Origin of the sequence: Pseudomonas sp. MWU15-20650 (assembly GCF_023242475.1) — a bacterium.
Taxonomy (GTDB): domain Bacteria; phylum Pseudomonadota; class Gammaproteobacteria; order Pseudomonadales; family Pseudomonadaceae; genus Aquipseudomonas.
Map to the genome: position 1 here is coordinate 1 of NZ_JALJFG010000021.1, position 20,137 is coordinate 20,137.

At 58.2% G+C, this 20,137-nt stretch carries 21 protein-coding genes and 3 pseudogenes; 9 read left to right on the top strand and 15 right to left on the bottom strand.

What is annotated here, in order from left to right; translation table 11 throughout:
• From M5B43_RS16570 to M5B43_RS16580, 3 genes and pseudogenes are all read right to left on the bottom strand, one after another.
• Positions 1-1,136 (bottom strand): annotated as a pseudogene (locus M5B43_RS16570) (type IV secretion protein Rhs); the annotation flags it as partial.
• A gap of 135 nt (positions 1,137-1,271) precedes the next feature.
• Positions 1,272-1,652, bottom strand: a complete 381-nt coding sequence (locus M5B43_RS16575; protein ID WP_248751102.1) for a MerR family transcriptional regulator — start codon at positions 1,650-1,652, stop codon at positions 1,272-1,274.
• The gene (locus M5B43_RS16580) at positions 1,591-2,235 is read right to left on the bottom strand and encodes an NAD(P)H-dependent oxidoreductase (protein WP_248751103.1); all 645 of its coding nucleotides are present in this window, start codon (positions 2,233-2,235) and stop codon (positions 1,591-1,593) included. Before M5B43_RS16580 ends, M5B43_RS16575 begins: the two co-directional genes overlap by 62 nt.
• 147 nt (positions 2,236-2,382) lie before the next feature.
• Between M5B43_RS16580 and M5B43_RS16585 the strand changes: the two are divergent.
• Positions 2,383-2,775, top strand: a pseudogene (locus tag M5B43_RS16585) (PDDEXK nuclease domain-containing protein); the annotation flags it as partial.
• 74 nt (positions 2,776-2,849) lie between these two features.
• On the opposite strand, the gene ycaC reads toward M5B43_RS16585, so the two are convergent.
• Positions 2,850-3,482, bottom strand: a complete 633-nt coding sequence (gene ycaC / locus M5B43_RS16590; RefSeq protein ID WP_034100941.1) for an isochorismate family cysteine hydrolase YcaC — start codon at positions 3,480-3,482, stop codon at positions 2,850-2,852.
• Between the two features lie 370 nt (positions 3,483-3,852).
• Between ycaC and M5B43_RS16595 the strand changes: the two genes are divergently transcribed.
• The 7 genes from M5B43_RS16595 to M5B43_RS16625 all read left to right on the top strand — a co-directional run bounded on the left by M5B43_RS16595 (position 3,853) and on the right by M5B43_RS16625 (position 8,918).
• Positions 3,853-4,434 carry a YjfI family protein gene (locus tag M5B43_RS16595; protein ID WP_248751105.1) on the top strand — a complete coding sequence of 194 codons (582 nt, stop codon included), beginning with the start codon at positions 3,853-3,855 and terminating at the stop codon, positions 4,432-4,434.
• 17 nt (positions 4,435-4,451) lie between these two features.
• On the top strand, positions 4,452-5,150 hold the full coding sequence (locus tag M5B43_RS16600) for a PspA/IM30 family protein (RefSeq protein ID WP_248751106.1): 699 nt from the start codon (positions 4,452-4,454) through the stop codon (positions 5,148-5,150).
• 57 nt (positions 5,151-5,207) lie between these two features.
• On the top strand, positions 5,208-5,768 hold the full coding sequence (locus tag M5B43_RS16605; RefSeq protein WP_248751107.1) for a rhomboid family intramembrane serine protease: 561 nt from the start codon (positions 5,208-5,210) through the stop codon (positions 5,766-5,768).
• 130 nt (positions 5,769-5,898) lie between these two features.
• Positions 5,899-6,573 carry a DUF2491 family protein gene (locus M5B43_RS16610; protein ID WP_248751108.1) on the top strand — a complete coding sequence of 225 codons (675 nt, stop codon included), beginning with the start codon at positions 5,899-5,901 and terminating at the stop codon, positions 6,571-6,573.
• Positions 6,574-6,588: 15 nt separating this feature from the next.
• On the top strand, positions 6,589-7,017 hold the full coding sequence (locus M5B43_RS16615) for a DUF350 domain-containing protein (RefSeq protein ID WP_248751109.1): 429 nt from the start codon (positions 6,589-6,591) through the stop codon (positions 7,015-7,017).
• An 18-nt stretch (positions 7,018-7,035) separates the two neighbouring features.
• On the top strand, positions 7,036-7,749 hold the full coding sequence (locus M5B43_RS16620; protein WP_248751110.1) for a DUF1190 domain-containing protein: 714 nt from the start codon (positions 7,036-7,038) through the stop codon (positions 7,747-7,749).
• An 11-nt stretch (positions 7,750-7,760) separates the two neighbouring features.
• Complete coding sequence (locus M5B43_RS16625) at positions 7,761-8,918, top strand: glutathionylspermidine synthase family protein (protein ID WP_248751111.1); 1,158 nt, start codon at positions 7,761-7,763, stop codon at positions 8,916-8,918.
• Between the two features lie 90 nt (positions 8,919-9,008).
• Here M5B43_RS16625 and M5B43_RS16630 read toward each other — a convergent pair whose 3' ends face one another.
• The 3 genes and pseudogenes from M5B43_RS16630 to M5B43_RS16640 all read right to left on the bottom strand — a co-directional run bounded on the left by M5B43_RS16630 (position 9,009) and on the right by M5B43_RS16640 (position 11,307).
• Complete coding sequence (locus tag M5B43_RS16630) at positions 9,009-10,097, bottom strand: macro domain-containing protein (RefSeq protein WP_248751112.1); 1,089 nt, start codon at positions 10,095-10,097, stop codon at positions 9,009-9,011.
• Positions 10,094-10,738 carry a DUF4433 domain-containing protein gene (locus M5B43_RS16635; protein WP_248751113.1) on the bottom strand — a complete coding sequence of 215 codons (645 nt, stop codon included), beginning with the start codon at positions 10,736-10,738 and terminating at the stop codon, positions 10,094-10,096. Before M5B43_RS16635 ends, M5B43_RS16630 begins: the two co-directional genes overlap by 4 nt.
• Positions 10,735-11,307, bottom strand: a pseudogene (locus tag M5B43_RS16640) (DarT ssDNA thymidine ADP-ribosyltransferase family protein). The gene M5B43_RS16635 and the pseudogene M5B43_RS16640 overlap by 4 nt, the downstream one beginning before the upstream one ends.
• A gap of 520 nt (positions 11,308-11,827) precedes the next feature.
• Between M5B43_RS16640 and M5B43_RS16645 the strand changes: the two are divergent.
• Positions 11,828-12,064: a hypothetical protein gene (locus M5B43_RS16645; protein ID WP_248751115.1), complete on the top strand. Its 237-nt coding sequence runs from the start codon at positions 11,828-11,830 to the stop codon at positions 12,062-12,064.
• A 301-nt stretch (positions 12,065-12,365) separates the two neighbouring features.
• On the opposite strand, the gene M5B43_RS16650 is transcribed toward M5B43_RS16645, so the two are convergent.
• The 8 genes from M5B43_RS16650 to eat form a co-directional block, all read right to left on the bottom strand.
• Positions 12,366-13,139 carry a S24 family peptidase gene (locus tag M5B43_RS16650; protein ID WP_248751116.1) on the bottom strand — a complete coding sequence of 258 codons (774 nt, stop codon included), beginning with the start codon at positions 13,137-13,139 and terminating at the stop codon, positions 12,366-12,368.
• A 214-nt stretch (positions 13,140-13,353) separates the two neighbouring features.
• Positions 13,354-13,881 carry an inorganic diphosphatase gene (gene ppa, locus M5B43_RS16655; RefSeq protein ID WP_248751117.1) on the bottom strand — a complete coding sequence of 176 codons (528 nt, stop codon included), beginning with the start codon at positions 13,879-13,881 and terminating at the stop codon, positions 13,354-13,356.
• Between the two features lie 108 nt (positions 13,882-13,989).
• On the bottom strand, positions 13,990-14,805 hold the full coding sequence (locus tag M5B43_RS16660; RefSeq protein ID WP_248751118.1) for a M90 family metallopeptidase: 816 nt from the start codon (positions 14,803-14,805) through the stop codon (positions 13,990-13,992).
• Between the two features lie 6 nt (positions 14,806-14,811).
• Positions 14,812-15,468, bottom strand: coding sequence for a DedA family protein (locus M5B43_RS16665; RefSeq protein WP_248751119.1), 657 nt, complete (start codon positions 15,466-15,468; stop codon positions 14,812-14,814).
• A gap of 311 nt (positions 15,469-15,779) precedes the next feature.
• The gene (locus M5B43_RS16670) at positions 15,780-16,238 is read right to left on the bottom strand and encodes a GNAT family N-acetyltransferase (RefSeq protein WP_248751120.1); all 459 of its coding nucleotides are present in this window, start codon (positions 16,236-16,238) and stop codon (positions 15,780-15,782) included.
• Between the two features lie 92 nt (positions 16,239-16,330).
• Positions 16,331-17,164, bottom strand: a complete 834-nt coding sequence (gene eutC, locus M5B43_RS16675) for an ethanolamine ammonia-lyase subunit EutC (protein ID WP_248751121.1) — start codon at positions 17,162-17,164, stop codon at positions 16,331-16,333.
• The gene (locus M5B43_RS16680; protein ID WP_248751122.1) at positions 17,161-18,555 is read right to left on the bottom strand and encodes an ethanolamine ammonia-lyase subunit EutB; all 1,395 of its coding nucleotides are present in this window, start codon (positions 18,553-18,555) and stop codon (positions 17,161-17,163) included. Before M5B43_RS16680 ends, eutC begins: the two co-directional genes overlap by 4 nt.
• Before the next feature lie 63 nt (positions 18,556-18,618).
• Positions 18,619-20,052 carry an ethanolamine permease gene (eat, locus tag M5B43_RS16685; protein ID WP_248751123.1) on the bottom strand — a complete coding sequence of 478 codons (1,434 nt, stop codon included), beginning with the start codon at positions 20,050-20,052 and terminating at the stop codon, positions 18,619-18,621.
• Positions 20,053-20,137: the final 85 nt, after the last annotated feature.

Sequence of the window (20,137 nt, forward strand, 5' to 3'; positions counted from 1 at the left end):
GCGGCAGGCACATCATCCACACGCTCTTTCTGCTTGAGCACCGCGTTCTGCCGCGCCCGCCAGCGCATCTGCATCGTGCCTTGCTTCAGCCCGCCGACCACGCCGCGAACCGCCACTGCTTTATAACGGTCCACCGCCTGCATGAACTTCGTGAGGATCGCCAGTACGCCCTTCACGAAACCCACGGCCGCCTCAAGAATTCGCTTACCGTACTTGACCAGGCGCGTGCTCAAGTACGCCACGCCCGCCGCCGGCAATGCGATGGTCAACACCGCGCCGATCACCAGATCAATCAGCAGAGACAGCATAAAACCGGCGACTGCCTGTGCGACTTCACTGGGCGGTAACGCGTCCAGCCAGATCATGGCGGTGCGCAGTAACAGGTACAGCGCCGCCTCATCACTGGCCAGTAACATTGCCTGTTCCATGACCTTGGGCGCATCAGTGGCGATTTGCGCCAGCTCGGCCGCCTCGCTACCCAGTTGCTCGACGTACTTCAACGGGTCTTCCAGCACCGCCTGCACCCACTTGATGCTGTCCCACACGTCATGGATCGCCGCCCAACTGCCCGCCAGCACGCCGCTGCCAATCGCACTGGCAGTAGAGCGCTCCCAATGGGGTTTGAAGCCTTTCCACTGCGACCGAAGCCACTGTTCCAAGTCCGACGTCAGCCCGGCGTAGGAGGCAAACAAGGCGTCCACTTGCGCTGCCGAAACACCACCCTGCACCCGTACCTGATAGCGCCCGCCAGCGGTGCAGTAGTGCGACCCCTTGCCGTGCTCATCAAGCATGACCAGTGCGGAGCTGCCGTCATCGAGGCCAATCACCTGAACCGGGATATCGCCAATCGGCACGTCATACACCGACTCGAACTGGCTCTCGATCTTCAGCACGCCACCCACCGGGCAATGGGCCACGGTGGAAAACTGCGCGTCGCTAAGGCTCACCGAACGCTGCGAATCCCCAACCCGCAACACCCGGTCCATGCCCAGCAACGACGGCATATCTGCTGCATGACTGACCGAATCCAGCGCACGCGAATACCAGGCACCCATCTGCTGGCGGTACTCCACCAGGCTCTGATGGAAACCATCCAGCTCATGTTCGATAGAGGTGATGTGAACAGCGTGGGTCATCCATGACGTCTCGGCAGAAGGCAAGGCGTCGGAGTCTGCCGCAGCGAAAAGCGGCTGGATGAACGGTTTTGAAAATCAGATTGCCCCTACAAAATGCTCGCAAAAGTCGGTGCTAACTCATGCGCAAGGGCTACTTCAAATCGCGATACTGCTGATTGACGAGCAGTGCCCATGAGCGTCTTTCAGTTGGGTTTCAAATTCAATCAAGCCCGCCTGCATCCGTTGCAACTCGGCGATTTGCGCAGCCAGCGCGCGCTTCTTGTTGGCGATGGCTTGGTCCGCCCGGTCCCAGGGAAGGGTATCGCCGTCGTACCCCAGCAAAATCTCCTGCAATTCCTTGAGTTTGAACCCCAGTTGCTGGGCGCATTTGATAAAGGTCAGCCGCTCGACGCTGTGTGCCGTGTAGACGCGATAACCGCCCTGGCGCTGAGGCTCGGGCATCAATCCAATCGCCTCATAGTGACGAATCGCCTTGATGGTTGTGCCGGACAACTGCGCGGCTTTGCCGATGTACATGAAAACTCCCTTTTTCAAATAGTGCGCCGGCTTGTTTCAGCCACTGGGCTCGCTGCGTCAACGAAGAGCCCAACACCGGCCCGAACAGCAGTGTCTTGCTCGGCGTGATACCGCAAAACGCCAGCGTGGTGCGACGCATCTGGTGGATGGCCGGCATGCGATAGATCCAGCGGTAATACCATGCCGGCGTGTCCAGGGTCACTAGCAAGTGCGCGGTTCGACCCTTTAGCAGTTTGTCAGGGAATGCCTTGCCTGCGCGGTATTTGAAGGCGAAGCCGGAGAGGAAAATGCGGTCGATGAAGCCTTTCATCAGTGCCGGGATACCGCCCCACCAAACGGGGAAAACCCAGGCCAGGTGCTCGGCCCAAAGGATGTCGGACTGGGCGCTGAGCAAGTCGGGTTCCAGCGCCTGGGCCTGGGTATAACCGTGGTGAAGGATAGGGTCGAACGTGAGCTCCCCCAGGCGCAGGACGCGCACTTCGTGGCCAGCCGTTTTCGCGGCATGGATATAGGTCTGCGCGAGGGCTGAACAAAAACTATTGGCGGACGGGTGGCCGAGAATGACCAGGATGCGCTGACTCATGGTGTTGGGTCCTGAAATGGGCGTTCAGGGTAGGGGGTGCCGTATAGGGGAGAGTCAAGGATCATGGCTAATGCCATTCTCGTTTTTCGACGCAATGGCGAATGGTCTCGACAGGTGCCAGCAGGACCGTTCCGTAAGGTACGCAGTCAGAACGATCAAGGCTGGGGTAGCAAAGTGATCGACCGCCTTGCACAGGATCTGCGGGCGACCTTTCCCGACATCAAGGGTTTTTCGCCGCGTAATCTGAAGTCCGTGCGTGCTGTTGCCGAGGCGCAAGAGCGCGATATCGAAAACGCCTTGATCAAGCATGTCACTGACTTTTTATTGGTGTTGGGCGCGGGCTTTGCCTTCGTTGGCCGGCAAGTGCTGCTGAATGTAGGCGGTGATGAGTTCTTCATCGACCTGTTGTTCTATCACTTGAAGCTGCGTTGCTACGTGGTGATCGAACTCAAGGCGGGCAAGTTCAAGCCCGAGCATTTGGGCAAGTTGAGCTTCTACCTCGCGGCTGTGGATGCCGAGTTGAAGCACCCACAGGATGGGAGTTGGCGGGGTAGAACCGCGCAAGCACCGCAAGCCTGCTTTTCAGGGCAGGCTTATTGTCACATTCGGCTGACTTACTTCTGGTGCGCAGTCAGCGCCGCATAGCCATTCATCAAGTTGCGATAGTTGGGAATGCGCTGGGACAACAGATTCCCCAGGCCCTCAATGTCGTTGCGCCAGTCGCGGTGCAACTCACACGCCACCGAGAACCAGTTCATCAGTTGCGCCCCCGCTTGCGTCATCCGGCTCCACGCCGCCTGCTGCACCGTGGTGTTGAACGTGCCCGACGCATCCGTCACCACAAACACCTCAAACCCTTCCGCCAGCGCCGACAAGGTCGGGAACGCCACGCACACATCCGTCACCACACCGGCAATGATGATCTGCTTGCGCCCGGTAGCCTTGATCGCCTTGACGAAGTCCTCGTTATCCCAGGCATTGATCTGACCAGGACGAGCGATGTACGGCGCGTCCGGGAACATCTCCTTCAACTCCGGTACCAGCGGGCCATTGGGGCCTTGCTCGAAGCTGGTGGTGAGGATGGTCGGCAGGTTGAAGAACTTGGCCAGGTCAGCCAGGGCCAGCACGTTGTTCTTGAATTCGTTGGGGGAGAAGTCCTGCACCAGCGAGATCAGGCCGGTCTGGTGGTCGACCAGCAAAACGATGGCGTCGTCTTTGTTCAAGCGGTTGTAGGTTGCAGTGCTCATGGTTGAAATCCTTTTTTGTTTAAGTGGGTTGGGCGTTGCGTTCAACATGGGTACAGATTAATGGGGGAGGGAGGGGGGATAAATCGGCTGGAATGGGTAATACCGTCAACTCAGGAGAGACAATGCTTGAGCGGTCGCAGCGCCTGGTCTTTTTCGTGGCTGGAAGACGTCTCGGAAAAATCTCACGCGTGAGCTATTGAGCGCGGCGAACATTGCCTGTAGATTTTCTCACGCGTGAGTTTTTCACAACGAGGTCAGCACCATGAAAAGCAGCTCTCCATCGAGCCCTGCTGCAGGGCCCGATACCGATTCAGCAAGCCTTCAGGGAGAGCGCTTGAAGCCGTCCGCAAAAAAGCCATCGAGCTTTTACATGAAGCAGATGCGTGCGGGCCTGGCGGCCGCCGGTTATGTGAAACACGAAACTTGGGTGCTTCCCGAAAACCGAAGCCTGCTCAAGCAGATGGAGAAACAGCTTCGCCAACCGATCCTGGCTGGCTCATTCATGTCGGAGAATTTCATGAGCGCAGGTACCAACTGGAACAACGACCGTCTCTTCAGCGCGCTTCAGGCCCTGGACGAAGTGGTTTCCAACGACATTACGCTTTCTCTCGTCCAAGGCGCCGAGTCCAGCATCAAGCTGGAAATGAACGACTTCGGTGGCCTGCCGATTTACATCGCGGTGGTGGGCGAGCAAATCATCGTGGATACCGTGCTGGTCGACGTCGAGTCCATCAACGATGTCGTCAAATTCAATGACGCGGTGCTGCGCAGCCGGGAAATGTTCCCGTTGTCTTCGATCGGTATCGAGTCCATGCCGAACGGTCAGGTGGTCTACAACATGTTCGGTGCCCTCAGCTCCGACTCCAGCCTGACCAACATCGTGACCGAGGTGAAAACCCTCGTCGACAACGTGCAGCGCGCCAGCGAAGCCTTCGAACGTTTCTTCAATTAATTATTCAGGAATTTCCAATGACTCAGTCCATCTGGAGCAAATTGTTCACCGCGCTGCGTGGCGGTGCCAACGAAGTCGGCGAATCGATCGTCGACCAACAGGCCCTGCGCATTCTTGACCAGGAAATTCGCGATGCTGACAGTGCGCTGGCCAACGCCAAGCGTGAGTTGGTCAGCATCATGGCCAAGCACAAGCTGTCGGCTGATCGTGTCGGCGAGTACGACGCCAAGATCAAAGATCTGGAGTCCAAGGCGATGGCCGCTATCCAGGCCAATCGTGAAGACCTCGCGCTGGAAGTGGCCGAAGCCATTTCGACCCTGACCAACGAACGGGACGTCGAGCAAAAGCAGGCCACCGAATTCGGTGGGTACGCTGACAGCATGCGCAGGGACATCACCAAGGCTGAGAGCCGGATTAAAAGCCTGCGCCAGCAAGTGGATATGGCCAAGGCTCGCGACAGCGTGCAGAAGGCTCAGGTCAGTGCGTCCATTGCCAGCGGCGGTGCCAACGGCAAGCTGGAAACGGCTGTTGGTACGCTCAATCGCTTACAGGCCAAGCAGCAGCAACGCGCCGCTGAACTGCAAGCCCAGGATGAACTGGCTGAAGCGTCGACGGGCACCGACCTGGAACGCAAGCTGCGCGAAGCCGGCATCACGCCGAACGCAGGCAGTGCCAATGCGATTCTGGAACGCCTGAAGCAAAAGTCGGCCGAGTAAGCAGCGCCGCCGCAGGAGGGGCATTTTTCTGCCCTTCCTTTTTACGTCGAGGTCAGGATGGACGCCCTGAAAGGTTTCAAGACAATCGCAGGGCTGGCGCTCTTCATGGTCGCGCTGCAACTGCTCAATGTGGCGACCGGTTACAGCCTAATGGCATTCGGCCTGGTCCCGAGAACGCTGCAAGGGCTGCCAGGCATCCTCACCTCACCGTTTTTGCACGCGTCCTTTGCACACCTGAGCGCGAACCTGATTGCCTTTCTGATCCTGGGTACGCTGGTCATTATCGAAGGGCGCCATCGGTTCATTGCCGTCAGCGCGATCATTATTGTGCTGGGCGGCTCACTGGTTTGGCTGTTCGGTTTTGCAGGCGTTCACGTCGGTGCCAGTGGCTGGGTATTCGGGCTGTGGACCTACCTGCTGTCTCGCGCCTGGTTCCACAGGAGCTGGAGCAACCTGCTAACGGCCGGTGTCGTGGCGGTGCTTTATGGCGGCTTGATCGTTGGTTTCCTGCCTCGACAGGGTATTTCCTTCGAAGGTCATCTGTTTGGTGCGTTCGCCGGGTTTATTGCCGCCAAAGTACTGTTATCTACACCGCGCAGCAGGTTTAATGCCGGCTGAACGCACTTGAGCCTCCAGGCGTCGAGTCGATGGCGTCATCAGGAATCAAGTACCCAGGGAGTCAGGGACGTCATGTCTACTTTTCTTTTGTCACGCATCTACGCCTCCTCCCGCTGCAAGGAAATCTCCAATGGGATGGTTTAAACAGTTGATGGGGCTTGAGGCCCCGCAAGCGAATACCGAGTCCAAATGGACCGCCAGCGAAACGGCGCCGGCTACCGGGCCGTTGGGCTTGGCGCTGGGCAAAGGCGTGCTCTTCGACGCGAGCCTGAAATTGTTGCTCGATGAGAAAACCACGGTGGTGATCCCCGGTTCCCAGGAGATCTGGGCCAACGGCACCGTTGACCTCGGGCAGTCGACCTGGCTGTCGCGCTATTACATGAACGACGAAGATTACTGGCTGCAAGTGCACACCACGGGCGACATCGCCGGGCAGGTCGAGTCGGTGATCCTGTTCAACTACCTCAGTTACGTCACCCTCAGCAGTGAAGCGGAACTGCGTCGGCTGGCGGGCCCACAGAGCCTGATCGGGCTACCGACTTACACCCACGACGGCGTCGAGTACGCGCGCGTATGGGGCAGCGAGGCTGGCCAGACAGAATTGGTGGCGATGAGCGAACAGGTGATCAACCCGCAGACCTCTTACAGTGTCGAGCACCGTTCAATGCTGTACGCCCGCGACACCGGCTTGACCGATCGTCGAGAGTTTCTGCTGTTTTCCGTGGAAGAAGACGCGCAAGGCTCCATCAGCCTGAGCACGTCGCTGGGCATTTCGCTGTACACAACCGACCTGACTGCGCTCTAAAAAAGGAAGAAGTCCATGCTAGAAGCTCTCTCCATCTCCCTGAATAAAGCGGCCGTGTTCGGGTTTGTCACCTACATCCTGGGGGCTGCTGTACTGTTCGCTTTGTTCCAGTTCATCTACACCCGCATCACCCCGCACGAAGAGTTCGAGCTGATCCGTTCGGGCAACGTGTCGGCGGCGGTCGCCCTGGGCGGTGCCATGATTGGTTTCGCCATTCCGGCCAGCAATGTGATTGCCTACTCGATCAGCATCCTCGACTTCGTTGTCTGGGCGGTGATTGCAGCCGTCGTGCAACTGTTGGCGTTCATGGTGACCAGCCTGGTGCTCAAAGGCACGTCCGAGCGCATCAAAAAAGGCGAGCTCGCAGCCGGCATCTACGTAGCTGCCGTGGCCGTCAGCGTGGGCATGTTGAATGCCGCGTGCATGACGCCTTCCCAGAATTGATTGAGCACGGAGCTCGTGATGAAACGAAGCAAGTACGTCCAGCTTTCGCTGGCAGCGTCGGTCGCCATGGCGATATCCGGCTGTGGGCCAACGGAAAAAACCTACGATTTGCAGAAGAAGTACAACTTCCAGTCGGTTCAACAGTGCGCCGATGAAAAGCTGCCGGTAGACGTCTGCTCCGACGCCTACATGACGGCCATGGCCGAGCACCGCCGCATTGCCCCGGTGTACGACAGCCAGACCGACTGCGACGCCGACTTTGTCGCCGACTGGTGCCAACAGGAGTCCACCGGCAAGTTCATCCCCCGGTTGGGCGGTTTCGAACTGACCGCCGAAGGCCGGGTGACGCAATCCCAGGTAGACGCGGCCAATGCTCAAGTGGCCGGCTCCCAGGCGAGCGGTGGCGGCTCAGGCTTCTCCACCAGCAGCCTGCTGACCGGCCTGCTGATCGGCAACATGCTGAGCAACAATCGCAACAGCTACCGCTCCGAACCGGTGTATCGCTATCGCGATGATCGCGGCAACTACGGCAACTCCACGCTCAATCAGCGCGCTTCCAATGGGGCGACCTTCGGCCGTTCCAACCAGGCCCGGTATGGCAGCAGCAATTACACGAACACGTTGCGTTCCTCCAGCCAGTCGAGCTCCGTGGCCTCGGCCACCTCCCGTGGCGGCTTCGGCAGCAAGGCCAGCGCACGCAGCGGCTGGGGCGGCGGCGGGTCGAGCAGTTAAGGACAGCAGCCATGAAGAAGATCCACTGCGCAGAGCGCCATGACTGGAAACAGACCGCCGACAGCCTCGGCTTCCTGTTCCATACCATCGACGGTGAACCCTACTGGGACGAAAGCGCGTACTACCAGTTCACGCTCAAGCAAATCGAGCACGACCTCGAAGACCCGACCACCGAGATCCATGACATGTGCATGGACCTCGTCGCCCGCGTGGTCCAGAGCGAAGAACTGCTCGAACGCCTGAGCATCCCCGCGCCGTTCTACGACATGATCCGAACCTCATGGCTCGAAGGCCACCCGCACCTGTACGGGCGCATGGACTTCTCCTACAACGGCACCGGCCCCGCCAAGTTGCTGGAACTCAACTACGACACACCGACCAGCCTCTACGAGGCCGCGGCGTTCCAGTGGGGCTGGCTCGAGCAATGCATCGAACGCGGCCTGCTGCCCAAACACGCCGACCAGTTCAACAGCATCGACACCAAACTGCATCAAGCCTTTGCCCAATTGCAGATCAACCAGCCGTTCTACTTCGCCTCGATGAAAGACTCGGTCGAAGACAAAGGCACCACGGATTACCTGCGCCTGGTCGCGGAAAAAGTCGGCATCGAATCCCGCCACATCGACATCGAAGACATCGGCCTGACCCGCGAAGGCCGCTTCGTCGACCTCGAAGATCGCTGGATTCCCCACCTGTTCAAACTGCACGCCTGGGAATTCATCTTCCACGAACCCTTCGGCACTGCGATTGCCGAGAGTGACACGCAGTTTTTCGAGCCCGCGTGGAAATCCATCCTCTCCAACAAAGGCATCCTGCCGCTGCTGTGGGAATTCAACAAAGGCCACCCGAATTTGCTCGCGTCCCATCTGGATACTGAACCAGGTAAAGCCGTGCCGAAGGGGTGGGTGCGCAAGCCGTTTTTCTCGCGGGAAGGGGCGAACATCGAGCTGCAAACGGCTGATGGGCTGATCGTAAAAGAAGACGGGCCCTACACGGATGCGCCGTTTATTCTGCAGGAGTTCGCGCCGCTGCCACGGTTTGGGGACAGCTATACGTTGATTGGGTCTTGGGTGATTGGGGATCAGGCTGCGGGGATTGGCGTGCGGGAAGACGATAGCTTGATTACCAAGGATTCGAGTCGGTTTTTGCCGCATTTGATATTGGATTGAGGACGCCTGCTGGGCTTCTCTGTCAGGTCTGGCCAGACACGTCTCAACCGATTGGCTAAATGCCCGCTTCAGCGGGCAGATTTCTGACTCTCAGCAGGTAACCATTTGAGCATTAGAGTGGCTGTGTGTAAGACGTTTGAGTGCAATCTCAAGCGCTTGGTCGTCGAACAGCTTGTTCTTGCGAGCACCTGCACCGGCTCCGCCCTCCCAGTGTTTCAACGCCTCGCGCACAGCAGGGACACTAGGGGAGACATTTTTCTGACTCAGCAACCAATCGACTGTCGCCAGCAGTTCCATCCCAAATGGAGACTCAAAACCATCAATCAACTCGGCGGTGCACTCCAAGGCTTGTGAGTACTCTTTGGCCTCTGTGTTGAGGTAGGTTTGGAGAAAGGCTTTACGGTCTTGGTCAAACCAGATGACATCGCTGATTTCCGCATCGCTGATGCGCTTATCGCAATGCAGATAACTACCATCCAGATTGTTAAGCAGATGCTCCAACCGATTGGCATACGGCCCGTACTTGTGAGCAACGAACTTCAGGTCCAGCGGGTTCTTGAGGCCTGGCCGCTTTTCAATAGTGCGTTCCAGGAACCAAGCGAGCTTCTGAATCTCAAGCAAGCTGCATTCCATACCTAACACCCAGTACCGCCGCACCAGTTCAGCAATCAGTGCGCGGGCCGGTGTGAGTTTCTCAACGCCGCTGCGTTTGGCGACATTCAGGTATTGATTGGATGGCTCAAATACCAGCACATCGACATCCAGATCACTTAACACATCAACGATCTGCTCGCGAACCTCAGGCCATTTCAGCCCCCCGTTACCCGCACCTAACGGCGGAACAGCCACGGACTTCACATGGTTTTCAATCAGAAAGCGCCGTAGATCAAGCAGGCCTTCGGTTATCCATGCCATCTGCGAAGGTGATCGCCAGTGACGCTTAGTCGGAAAGTTTACGATCCAGCGAGGGCCTTCCAGTTCGTTGACTGCGGTCACGTGAACCTTGCCCGTTTCTACCTCGCCAGCCTTACAGGCCGCTGCGTATAAACGATAGTTCTCTGCAAAGCGCTCTTTGAACATCAGCGCGATGCCTTTACCCATCACACCTACGGTATTCACCGTGTTGACGAGGGCTTCGGTGTTGGCTTCCAGAAGGTTGCCTTGGGTGAACCTGATCATTGGAAATACCATCCCGGACGCGCATGGACGGACAACGTCAGGTCTCGGGCTGCGACGTCCTGTTCTATGCGTTTTTTCGTTGCATCGGTGTAACACATGATGCCAAGGAGTCCTGTAATCGGTAGGTGACGGTGAATTAGCGCCTCGGCCTGATAACGCTCCATTTTGCGAGGGTCATCGGGGTCACGTTTGAAGTCACGTCGTTGAAGGATAGACCAATCGATCTCGTGGAGATTCGCCAGATCACTGTAATAGTCTGTCCAATCCGGGTACGCATGTGCGTTTGTGAAGACGAACGGTAGGCCGAGCTCGGCGACGCGGTGCAAGCTTGAGACGAGAATTACGATCTCGTCATTGCTGCGCTGCTGAACGCTCCACCCAGAGTGAATATTTTTCATCATCACAGAGAAGGGGGTGAAATAGAAGGGTACGTAGTCTGACAAAAAGCCTGCAGGAGCAATTGGGACACAGCGCGTGCGGCGTTTGTCGATTAAATCAACGTTGCCTATGTTCACATACTGCTGAGCCTGCACCTCGGAGCTGGCGCAGTGCAGGCCTTTGTCCAGAATCCAGGGCAGATTGTCGCGATGAACGATCCGCCAGATCAGAGCCTTTTCAGGATTCAGGTTGTTATAAATCATCTAAGAAACATTCCCCGATTCACTCCGATTTGTACATTAACACCGGCCTCGCGCATTTTAGACTCACAGAGGGCTTCTACTTCGGCATTAGAAACAAAAACCTTGAAGAAATCGTTAGGGGGAACTACACCGGGCGACAGGCACTCAGCCATACAGATGCTCTTGCATTGAGGGTCATGCTAGTCCCTGGCATTCATGACCTCCCAGTTAATGGCCTCGAAGCCCTCAGCATAATCGAGCAACTGAATGGAATCGTTAGCCAATGGATGGCGGGGAATGACCTTCCATTGCTTTCTAATTGCCACGTTTCGATGAACTGTGATCACAACAAATTGGGCGTCAGGCCTTCTGCGTTGAACGCTTCCATCGAACGGGTTTGCGGCAAACCAGTGGAAAGGTACGTACTGCTCTAGTGCGAAACCTTGTCGTTTTTTCAGAATCTCGGCATCAGCCACGTCTTCGAACACCCTGAGCTGCGATCGCGGTTTTAGCCCGTTCTGAAAAATACTGCTCAGATTTTCTAGCGACGTGAGGTGATAGAGAAGTTTTTGTTCCCTGATGTCTGCCATATCGGTCTCCTTGACCTATGTATGAGCTGAAGTTGTTTCTTTCCTTATCGCTCACCAGAACGACTAGCCCAGTAAGGTTTGTCAGGATTAGCTGGGTGATTCTATTGTGATATCACTTTTTCTCACAAGCGCCATCCTTATTGCTGAGTGTTATTGAGAAATCAGGCGAATTTGCAGGCAATACAGCGTTCTCGAATTCGTTATGCCAGCAGGTCTGATCTCTTTCATTTGCAGGACGTTTCCTAGAGAATTCCAACCGCTTGCGCCAGCGAAGTTCCGTGACTAGGCTGCGGTCCGTCACTGCATATTCAGTGATCGGGTTTAGTCGCCCGGATTCGATTGGCGCATAAGCAACTCATGAGCCAGGCACCCCTTCGCCTGCATCTTATGGTGGCTGTGCGCAGGGCACCTCCGGGTGCGCCGGGTTTCCAATCGACCGGTCGACTAACCTGCGTACAGCTGCCGCCTTTTGTTTAGTCGCGGGAAGTGGTAGCTCCAAATTATCGATTGGAGTTTTGCTATGGATAACGTTGTTTCGGATTCGCCGTCATCGGGTGTGATCTACCCATTTGTCGTCAATGAAGAGCTGAGCTTTGAGGATGCTTGGGTGCGTGTGGCTGAGTTGCTGCAGTGTGCGGTGGCGACGTCGCAAGTGCTTGGGGAGCCGCTGGCTGCGCCGCAGAGGGCGGTGATGCATTTGGTGGAGGTGGCGAAGATGGTGGCGGATCGGGCTGTGGAGTGTTTGCAGCCTAGGTGACGCGGATCGGAGGCCGGCGGGGCATAAGTGCCTGCCTTTTCGATCATTCAATTGTCCAGCAGATGTTGGACAATTGATCTGAGGTTTTTAAGGGCATTAAAAAGCCGGCTTGTGGCCGGCTTCTCGGGGACTGCCTCAGCTTGTTTTTGACAAACCTCACCAGCCTTCAAATCGCTCAGCCCACATTGCGTCAGGCTGAATAGTAGGGGCATCAGCGGGAACTCCTCCGCATCGCCGAGCAGGGTGGATAGCGCAAAGCCATCCCCTGCCAAATGTGCCGCGCATGATACCCACATTCACCTCAATTGCCCACCTCCGGTTCCGATTTAGAGCCTTCCCAGCCTAATAAATGCTCATCCAGCGGTACCGGTGGGCGGCGGTTATTGAGGGTGGACCACCAGAACACCCAGCCCACGATCTGGAAGTTTTGCTCGAAGCGTTGTTCGTAGGTGAGGTATTCGTCCGGGTGTTCGCTGGCATTGTGGCTACGCATGCGCAAACCCCCGCCCGGGCGGTTGTAGAGGTATTTGATGCGTAGCATGCCGTCGTGTTCGACGGCGTAGATTTCGCCGTCGATGATTTGGGTGCGGCCGCGGTCGATGGCGAGGGTGGCGCCTTGTTGGATGATGTCGATCATGCTGTTGTCGACCATGTAGGCGCCTACCGCGCGGTCGGGGTTTACGTTGAGGGTGTCGAGGGTGTGCAGGGAAACGCGGATGCGTTCGCTTGAGGTGAAGGTGGGGTGGAGGGCGATCTCCACGTCGGTTTTTTCTGGGCGGCAGGCGGGGCCTGTGAGGTATTTGCCAGGTTCTTCGCGGGTGAGGAATGCTTTCCTTGCATCGGGGCCGTCCAGCAGGAAGTTGGCGGGTGGGTGTTTGGGGCCGCGGCCGTCGTGTAACCAGCGGCTGGAGACGCACAGCAGTTCTGCGATCTCGTTGAGTCGGCCCATGGGGACGCCGCGTTTGAACCAGTTGTTCACGTGTTGAGGCGTGACGCCACGGTTCTTGGCGAAGTCGGAGGCGGAAAGATGAACTTCCCGTAATAGCGCTTTTAAACGATCACCTGATGTATTCATAAACGCTGAGTTTACTGGCCGTAAAATCTAATCAAATAAACCATGCGTTGAATTGCGCGCGTAGGATATTGCTTATAGGTCGATTTATCTTTCAATAAGACGGCTTAGTTGAACGCCTTTAATTAAACATTGAACTCAGTGTTTAATTTTTCCCACAAAAAAGCCCCGAATGATCGGGGCTTTTTTTTATTGCCGTGGCAACGGGGTGCGGGTATCAGCCTTTGTAGGCGGCAACCGACTTCATGATCTCGGCGCGGGCGGCGTCTGCGTTGCCCCAACCGTCGATCTTCACCCATTTGCCTTTTTCGAGGTCTTTGTAGTTCTCGAAGAAGTGCTTGATCTGTTCCAGCAGCAGTGGCGGCAGGTCGGTGTATTCCTTCACGTCCACGTACAGCTGGGACAGCTTGTCGTGTGGCACTGCGATGACTTTGGCATCGCCGCCGCCGTCGTCGGTCATGTTCAGGATGCCGACTGGACGCGCACGGATAACCGAGCCTGGGGTAACCGGGTAAGGGGTTACAACCAGCACGTCGAGGGGGTCACCGTCGTCAGCCAGGGTGTTAGGGATGAAGCCGTAGTTGGCCGGGTAGAACATCGGGGTGGCCATGAAACGGTCAACGAACAGGCAGTCGCTGTCTTTGTCGATTTCGTATTTGATCGGCGCGTGGTTGGCCGGAATTTCGATGGCGACGTAGATGTCGTTCGGCAGGTCATTGCCAGCCGGAATCTTGCTGTAGCTCATTGGGCGTTGCCCCCGTAGTTGGCCATGAAACATGGCCGGATTGGCCTAAAAGTGGCGGCGATTATAGGCATATTCTGACGCCGATGCCATGCGCCAGACGTCGCAAGCTCATTCGCCTTGCGCCGGGTAGCGTGGGTCATGGGCTTGCAGTTGGGTCAGGCGGGCCAGGGGATCCTGGCGATAAAAGCGGCTGAGTTGCGCGTACACCTGTGGATAACTGCTGACCAGTAAATCCGGGGCACTGAAAAAATATTCGCTGGTGACGGCAAAGAACTCCGCCGGGTTTTCAGCGGCATAGGGATCGATGGCCGTCTCGGCGTGAGGGTTGGCGTCCAGTTGGCGATTGAGGTCATCAAAGGCGCTTTGCATCACGCTGGCCCATTCCTGCACACGCATGTCGTGGTGCAGCGGCGGCAGGCCGTTGGCGTCGCCGTTGAGCATGTCCAGCTTGTGGGCCAGCTCGTGGATGACCAGGTTGTAGCCTTCCCATTGGCCGCTTGCCAGCACGCCGGGCCAGGCGAGGATCACCGGGCCGTGTTGCCAGGCTTCACCACTGTGCTCGCCGTCCCACTCGTGTTCGACGCCGCTGCTGTCGCGGTGGCGTTGAGGGCTGATGAAGTCGTCGGGGTACAGCACGATTTCGTGGAAGCCCTCGTACCAGTCGAGGTCGCCGAGGTTCATCAGCGGCAATTGCGCCTGGGCGGCGAGCAACAGCCGTTGTTCCTGGTGCAGTTCGACGCCGGGTAGGGCGGTGAGGTGTTTTTCGGCGAGGAACACCACGCAGGCTTCGCGCAGCCACTGGTCTTGCTCGGCGCTGATGCCGTCGAGGAAGCTCAGGTGGTGGCGCACCCGTTGCCAGGTGTCATCGGCAATCGGGTGCTTGGCCAGCAGGCGCCGGCGACGCCAGGCGCTGAGGGACCACACGGGCGGTCAGTGCGGGTTGGTTTCGGAGGAGGTGCGGCTGAAGCGGCTGCGCACGACGCCAATGATCATCGGCACCAGGGACAGCAGGATGATGAACACGACCAGCAGCGACAGGTTCTTCTTGATGAACGGCACGTTGCCGAAGAAGTAACCCAGGGTCACCAGGCCGCCGACCCAGATAACGGTGCCGAACACGCTGAAACCGAAGAAGCGCGGGTACGGCATTTTGGCGATGCCGGCGACGAATGGCGCGAAGGTGCGCAGGATCGGCAGGAAGCGCGCCAGGGTCACGGTTTTGCCGCCGTGCTTGTCATAGAAGTCGTGGGTTTTTTGCAGGTAGTCGCGGCGGAAGATCTTCGAGTTCGGGTTGCTGAACAGGCGCTCTCCGGCCGTTCGTCCTATTACATAGTTGGTGCTGTCGCCGAGGATGGCAGCCAACATCAACAGGCCGCCCAGCAATACCGGGTCCATGCCACCCCCTGCGGCAACGGCACCGGCGATAAACAGCAGGGAATCACCTGGCAGGAACGGCATGACCACAAGGCCGGTTTCACAAAAAATGACCAGGAACAGAATGGCGTAGATCCACACACCATAGTTTCTCACCAGCATGTCGAGATACACGTCGAGATGCAGAATAAGGTCGATCGGGTTGAAATCCATGGATGGCACCTGTGTGGATGGCCCAGCTCAGCAGGCCTGTGCGGGGGCGGCGGGTAGGTAAGACTACAAGTGTATGTCGTGATTCTTACAACCCTGAGAGGTCGGCATTATACGTACTGGCAAGTGAAAAGCGTGTTGGTTTTGTAGCGGGGAGTGTCGCGAAATTGTGAAGCGGTTGGGTTCGGTTCAAATGTGGGAGGGGGCTTGCTCCCGATTGCGGAGTGTCAGCCAATAAACCGGCTGACTGACCTGTCGCCATCGGGAGCAAGTCCCCTTCCACAGGGGATTTTGTGCTGTTCGAGCTTGCTGAATCAGTCCTGACTGATCGGTAACACGTAGTTTTTGAACTCCGTATCTTCGCGAAACCCAATCGACTCATAGGTCTTCTGCGCCACGTCATTGTTGCTGCTGGTCGACACCCGCAGCCGCACCGCGTGGGTCTCCTTGGCCATTTTCTTCGCTGTGCGCATCAAGTTATCCGCCACCAATTGCCGGCGGGCATCTTCGGCCACATAGATGTCGTTGAGAATCCACACCCGCTTGAGCGACAGCGATGAAAAACTCGGGTACAGCTGACAAAACCCCAGTAACCGCTTGTCGTCATCGTCGGCCAGCGCCAGGTAGATCACCGACTCCTTACGCCGCAGGCGCTTCTCCAGGAAAGCCCGCGACGAGTCCGGGAACGGCAAGGCCCCGTAGAACTCGCGGTATTTGACGAACAACGGGGTCAGCAGGTCCAGGTGTTCCAGGGTCGCTTGAGTAATCCGCATGCCAGGCCTCAACTTCCAAATGGGGGGTGACCACACGCGCGGCCGTGACTTGATGCTGCCTAAAGCCGTGAAAAATCGCAATCGTGCCGGGATCAGTCCACAGGAGGACTGAGCAGGAAGTTACCCTTCATCAGGTCCGGGTCGTCGGACTCGATCGTCTGAACCTGAGCCTCGTCCTTGAGGCTGACCCCCGACAACTGCCGGCGACACGCCTCTCGCATCAAGTACAGCAGGCGATGGGCCGCCATGCCATAACTCAAGCCTTCCAGGCGCACATTGGAGATGCAGTTGCGGTACGCGTCGGTGAGGCCGACCTTGGGGTTGTAGGTGAAATACAGGCCCAGGCTGTCCGGCGAGCTGAGCCCCGGCCGTTCGCCGATCAGGATCACCACCATCTTGGCGCCCAGCAGTTGACCGACCTCATCGGCCACGGCCACGCGGCCTTGTTCCACCAGGATCACCGGGGACAAGGACCAGCCTTCGGCGTGGGTTTGTTCTTCCATGCGCGTCAGAAACGGCAGCGTATGTTTATGCACCGCCAGCGCCGACAAGCCATCGGCCACCACCACGGCCAGGTCCACGCCACCCGGATGTGCGGCGGCGTAATCCTTCAGGGCCTGGGCCGACTCATCGCTCAGGCGTCGGCCCAGGTCGGGGCGTTGCAGGTACATATGCCGGTCGGTGGCGGCGCTGTGCAGCAACAGGCTGTCGCGACCGCGTTCGGCCAACTGGCTGCTCAGGCCGCCATGGTCGAAGGGCAAGTGCACGGCGTCCCGCGCCTGGGCGTGGGCGAATTGGAAGTCCAACTGTGCGTTGGTGGGGATGCTGGTGCCGGTGCGACCCAGGGCGATGCGCGCCGGGGTCAGGCGGCGCAGCTCCAGCCATGGATTGTCAGGCAGGTCGAGTTGCATGGGCGGCTCCTTCATCCCAATTGCGCCAAGGCGTGGCGAAAGGCCGGTGGCAGGCTGTTGCCGAAGTGCACCTTGCCGTCGGCTTGCGTAAAGATGCCCATTTTGGCCAGCCATTGTTCAAACTCCGGCGCCGGTTTTAAACCCAATGTCTGGCGGGCATACAAGGCGTCGTGGAACGAGGTGGTCTGGTAGTTGAGCATGATGTCGTCGGAGCCGGGGATGCCCATGATGAAGTTGATCCCGGCCACCCCGAGCAAGGTCAACAGGGTGTCCATGTCGTCCTGGTCAGCCTCGGCGTGGTTGGTGTAGCAGATGTCACACCCCATCGGCACGCCCAGCAACTTGCCGCAGAAGTGGTCTTCGAGACCGGCGCGGATGATCTGCTTGCCGTTGTACAGGTATTCCGGGCCGATAAAACCGACCACGGTGTTCACCAGAAACGGTTTGAAATGCCGGGCCACGGCGTAGGCGCGGGTTTCACAGGTTTGCTGGTCGACGCCAAAGTGCGCGTTGGCCGACAAGGCGCTGCCCTGGCCGGTTTCGAAATACATCAGGTTCTGGCCCAAGGTGCCACGGTTGAGGCTCAAGCCCGCGTCGTAACCCTCCTGCAGCACGCTCAGGCTGATGCCGAAACTGGCGTTGGCCGCCTCGGTGCCGGCAATCGACTGGAACACCAGGTCCAGCGGCACACCCCGGTTGATCGCTTCGATGGAGGTGGTGACGTGAGTCAGCACACAGGCTTGGGTCGGGATTTCGTAGCGTTGGATGATCGCGTCGAGCATTTCCAGCATGGCGCAGATCGAGGCGATGCTGTCGGTGGCCGGGTTGATGCCGATCATGGCGTCGCCGTTGCCGTAGAGCAGGCCGTCGAGAATGCTCGCGGCGATGCCTGCCGGTTCATCCGTGGGATGGTTGGGCTGCAAGCGTGTGGACAAGCGCCCGCGCAGGCCCATCGTGCCGCGAAACTGGGTGACCACGCGGATCTTCTGTGCCACCAGCACCAGGTCTTGCACGCGCATGATCTTGGACACGGCGGCGGCCATTTCCGGTGTCAGCCCCGGCGCCAATGCGCGTAGGGATTGTTCATCGGCAGCGTCGCTGAGCAGCCAGTCGCGCAGGCCGCCGACGGTCAGGTGGCTGACCGGGGCAAACGCCTGCTTATCATGGGTGTCGATGATCAGCCGGGTGACTTCATCGCTTTCATAGGGGATCAGCGCCTCTTCCAGGAAGTGCTTGAGCGCAATATTGGCCAAGGCCATTTGTGCCGCCACCCGCTCGCCGTCGTTCTGTGCGGCGACGCCGGCGAGAAAGTCTCCGGACCGCGCGGGGCTGGCCTTGGCCATCACGTCCTTGAGGCTGTCGAAGCGGTAGGTTTGTGCACCGACCGCGTGGGAAAAGCTTGCCATACAGTGTCTCCTTGGTGACGCGGGCAAAGCTGGGTAAGGCGCCCGCGTCGAGGTTTACGGCAGTCAGTGCAAGGCGGCCTCTGCGGCCTGGATCGCCGCGAATTCTTCTTCGGGCGTGCCTGCTACCAAGTGATGCCGGCTGTAGAAAGCAAAGTAAGCAATTAATACTCCATAGATGATCGCGGCGCCAATGACCACGCGCGGATCGACCAGGAACCCCGCCACCACTGCCACGCAGGCCAGCACCAGCGCTACGCCCGAGGTGAAGATGCCGCCTGGCGTGCGGTACGGGCGGTCCATTTTGGGGCGACGAATGCGCAGGGTGATGTGTGCAGCCATCATCAGCACGTAGGAAATGGTCGCGCCAAACACCGCCACCAGGATCAGCAGGTCGCCCTGGCCGGTCAGCGACAGGCCGAAGCCGATGAGGCCGGGAATCACCAGCGCCAACACGGGCGCCTTGCTCTTGTTGGTCTGGGACAGTTTGCGCGGCAGGTAACCGGCGCGGGACAAGGCGAAGATCTGCCGCGAATAGGCGTAGATGATCGAGAAAAAGCTGGCGATCAAGCCCGCGAGGCCCACCAGATTGACGAAGCTGCCCATCCAGGTCGAACCGCCGTAGGACAACGCCAAGGCTTCAACCAGCGGGTTGCCGGATTTGATCAGTGCATAAGTGCCCGCGCCGCCCGGTGCGATCACCAGGATCAACAAGGCGAAGCTGGTCAGCACCACAATGGCGCCGATCAGGCCCCGAGGCAGGTCGCGCTTGGGGTTCTTGGTTTCTTCGGCGGCCAGGGGCACGCCTTCTACCGCCAGGAAAAACCAGATCGCATAGGGGATCGCTGCCCACACGCCGACGTAGCCGAACGGCAGGAAGCTGCTGGCGCCCTTGGCCTCGGTCACCGGAATGTCCAGCAAGTTGGCGACGTTGAAGTGCGGCACCATCGACACCAGGAACACGCCCAAGGCAATGGCCGCAATGGCGGTGATGACAAACATCAGCTTCAAGGCTTCACCGACGCCAAAAATATGGATGCCGATAAAGATGATGTAGAACGCCAGGTAAATCATCCAGCCGCCGATGCCAAACAGCGACTCGCAATACGCGCCGATAAATACGGCAATGGCGGCGGGGGCGATGGCGTATTCGATCAGGATCGCGGTGCCGGTGAGGAACCCGCCCCAGGGGCCAAAGGCGCTGCGGGCAAACCCGTAGCCGCCACCGGCGGTGGGGATCATCGAAGACAGTTCGGCCAGGGAGAAGCACATGCACAGGTACATCGTGGCCATCAGTAGGGTGGCGAGGAACATGCCGCCCCAGCCACCTTGGGCCAGGCCGAAGTTCCAGCCGGCGTAGTCGCCGGAGATCACGTAGGCAACGCCAAGGCCCACCAGAAGCACCCAGCCGGCGGCGCCTTTTTTCAGTTCGCGTTGTTGGAAATAGTGGGAGTCGACTTTTTCGAAGTCGACGGAAGATCCAGTCGGTTCGCTAGGCATGAAGAAGTACCTTTCATTGTTATTGTTTTTTAACTCGGCCTCTGTGTGCCGAATGCACTGGGCAAGTACTTATGAAGATCTAAAT

Excerpts from the sequence above, each read along its gene's own strand:
- M5B43_RS16575 (WP_248751102.1), bottom strand. The coding sequence starts at position 1,652 with ATGTACATCGGCAAAGCCGCGCAGTTGTCCGGCACAACCATCAAGGCG.
- M5B43_RS16580 (WP_248751103.1), bottom strand. The coding sequence starts at position 2,235 with ATGAGTCAGCGCATCCTGGTCATTCTCGGCCACCCGTCCGCCAATAGT.
- ycaC (WP_034100941.1), bottom strand. The coding sequence starts at position 3,482 with ATGAGCACTGCAACCTACAACCGCTTGAACAAAGACGACGCCATCGTT.
- M5B43_RS16595 (WP_248751105.1), top strand. The coding sequence starts at position 3,853 with ATGAAGCAGATGCGTGCGGGCCTGGCGGCCGCCGGTTATGTGAAACAC.
- M5B43_RS16600 (WP_248751106.1), top strand. The coding sequence starts at position 4,452 with ATGACTCAGTCCATCTGGAGCAAATTGTTCACCGCGCTGCGTGGCGGT.
- M5B43_RS16605 (WP_248751107.1), top strand. The coding sequence starts at position 5,208 with ATGGACGCCCTGAAAGGTTTCAAGACAATCGCAGGGCTGGCGCTCTTC.
- M5B43_RS16610 (WP_248751108.1), top strand. The coding sequence starts at position 5,899 with ATGGGATGGTTTAAACAGTTGATGGGGCTTGAGGCCCCGCAAGCGAAT.
- M5B43_RS16615 (WP_248751109.1), top strand. The coding sequence starts at position 6,589 with ATGCTAGAAGCTCTCTCCATCTCCCTGAATAAAGCGGCCGTGTTCGGG.
- M5B43_RS16620 (WP_248751110.1), top strand. The coding sequence starts at position 7,036 with ATGAAACGAAGCAAGTACGTCCAGCTTTCGCTGGCAGCGTCGGTCGCC.
- M5B43_RS16625 (WP_248751111.1), top strand. The coding sequence starts at position 7,761 with ATGAAGAAGATCCACTGCGCAGAGCGCCATGACTGGAAACAGACCGCC.
- M5B43_RS16630 (WP_248751112.1), bottom strand. The coding sequence starts at position 10,097 with ATGATCAGGTTCACCCAAGGCAACCTTCTGGAAGCCAACACCGAAGCC.
- M5B43_RS16635 (WP_248751113.1), bottom strand. The coding sequence starts at position 10,738 with ATGATTTATAACAACCTGAATCCTGAAAAGGCTCTGATCTGGCGGATC.
- M5B43_RS16645 (WP_248751115.1), top strand. The coding sequence starts at position 11,828 with ATGGATAACGTTGTTTCGGATTCGCCGTCATCGGGTGTGATCTACCCA.
- M5B43_RS16650 (WP_248751116.1), bottom strand. The coding sequence starts at position 13,139 with ATGAATACATCAGGTGATCGTTTAAAAGCGCTATTACGGGAAGTTCAT.
- ppa (WP_248751117.1), bottom strand. The coding sequence starts at position 13,881 with ATGAGCTACAGCAAGATTCCGGCTGGCAATGACCTGCCGAACGACATC.
- M5B43_RS16665 (WP_248751119.1), bottom strand. The coding sequence starts at position 15,468 with ATGGATTTCAACCCGATCGACCTTATTCTGCATCTCGACGTGTATCTC.
- M5B43_RS16670 (WP_248751120.1), bottom strand. The coding sequence starts at position 16,238 with ATGCGGATTACTCAAGCGACCCTGGAACACCTGGACCTGCTGACCCCG.
- eutC (WP_248751121.1), bottom strand. The coding sequence starts at position 17,164 with ATGAAGGAGCCGCCCATGCAACTCGACCTGCCTGACAATCCATGGCTG.
- M5B43_RS16680 (WP_248751122.1), bottom strand. The coding sequence starts at position 18,555 with ATGGCAAGCTTTTCCCACGCGGTCGGTGCACAAACCTACCGCTTCGAC.
- eat (WP_248751123.1), bottom strand. The coding sequence starts at position 20,052 with ATGCCTAGCGAACCGACTGGATCTTCCGTCGACTTCGAAAAAGTCGAC.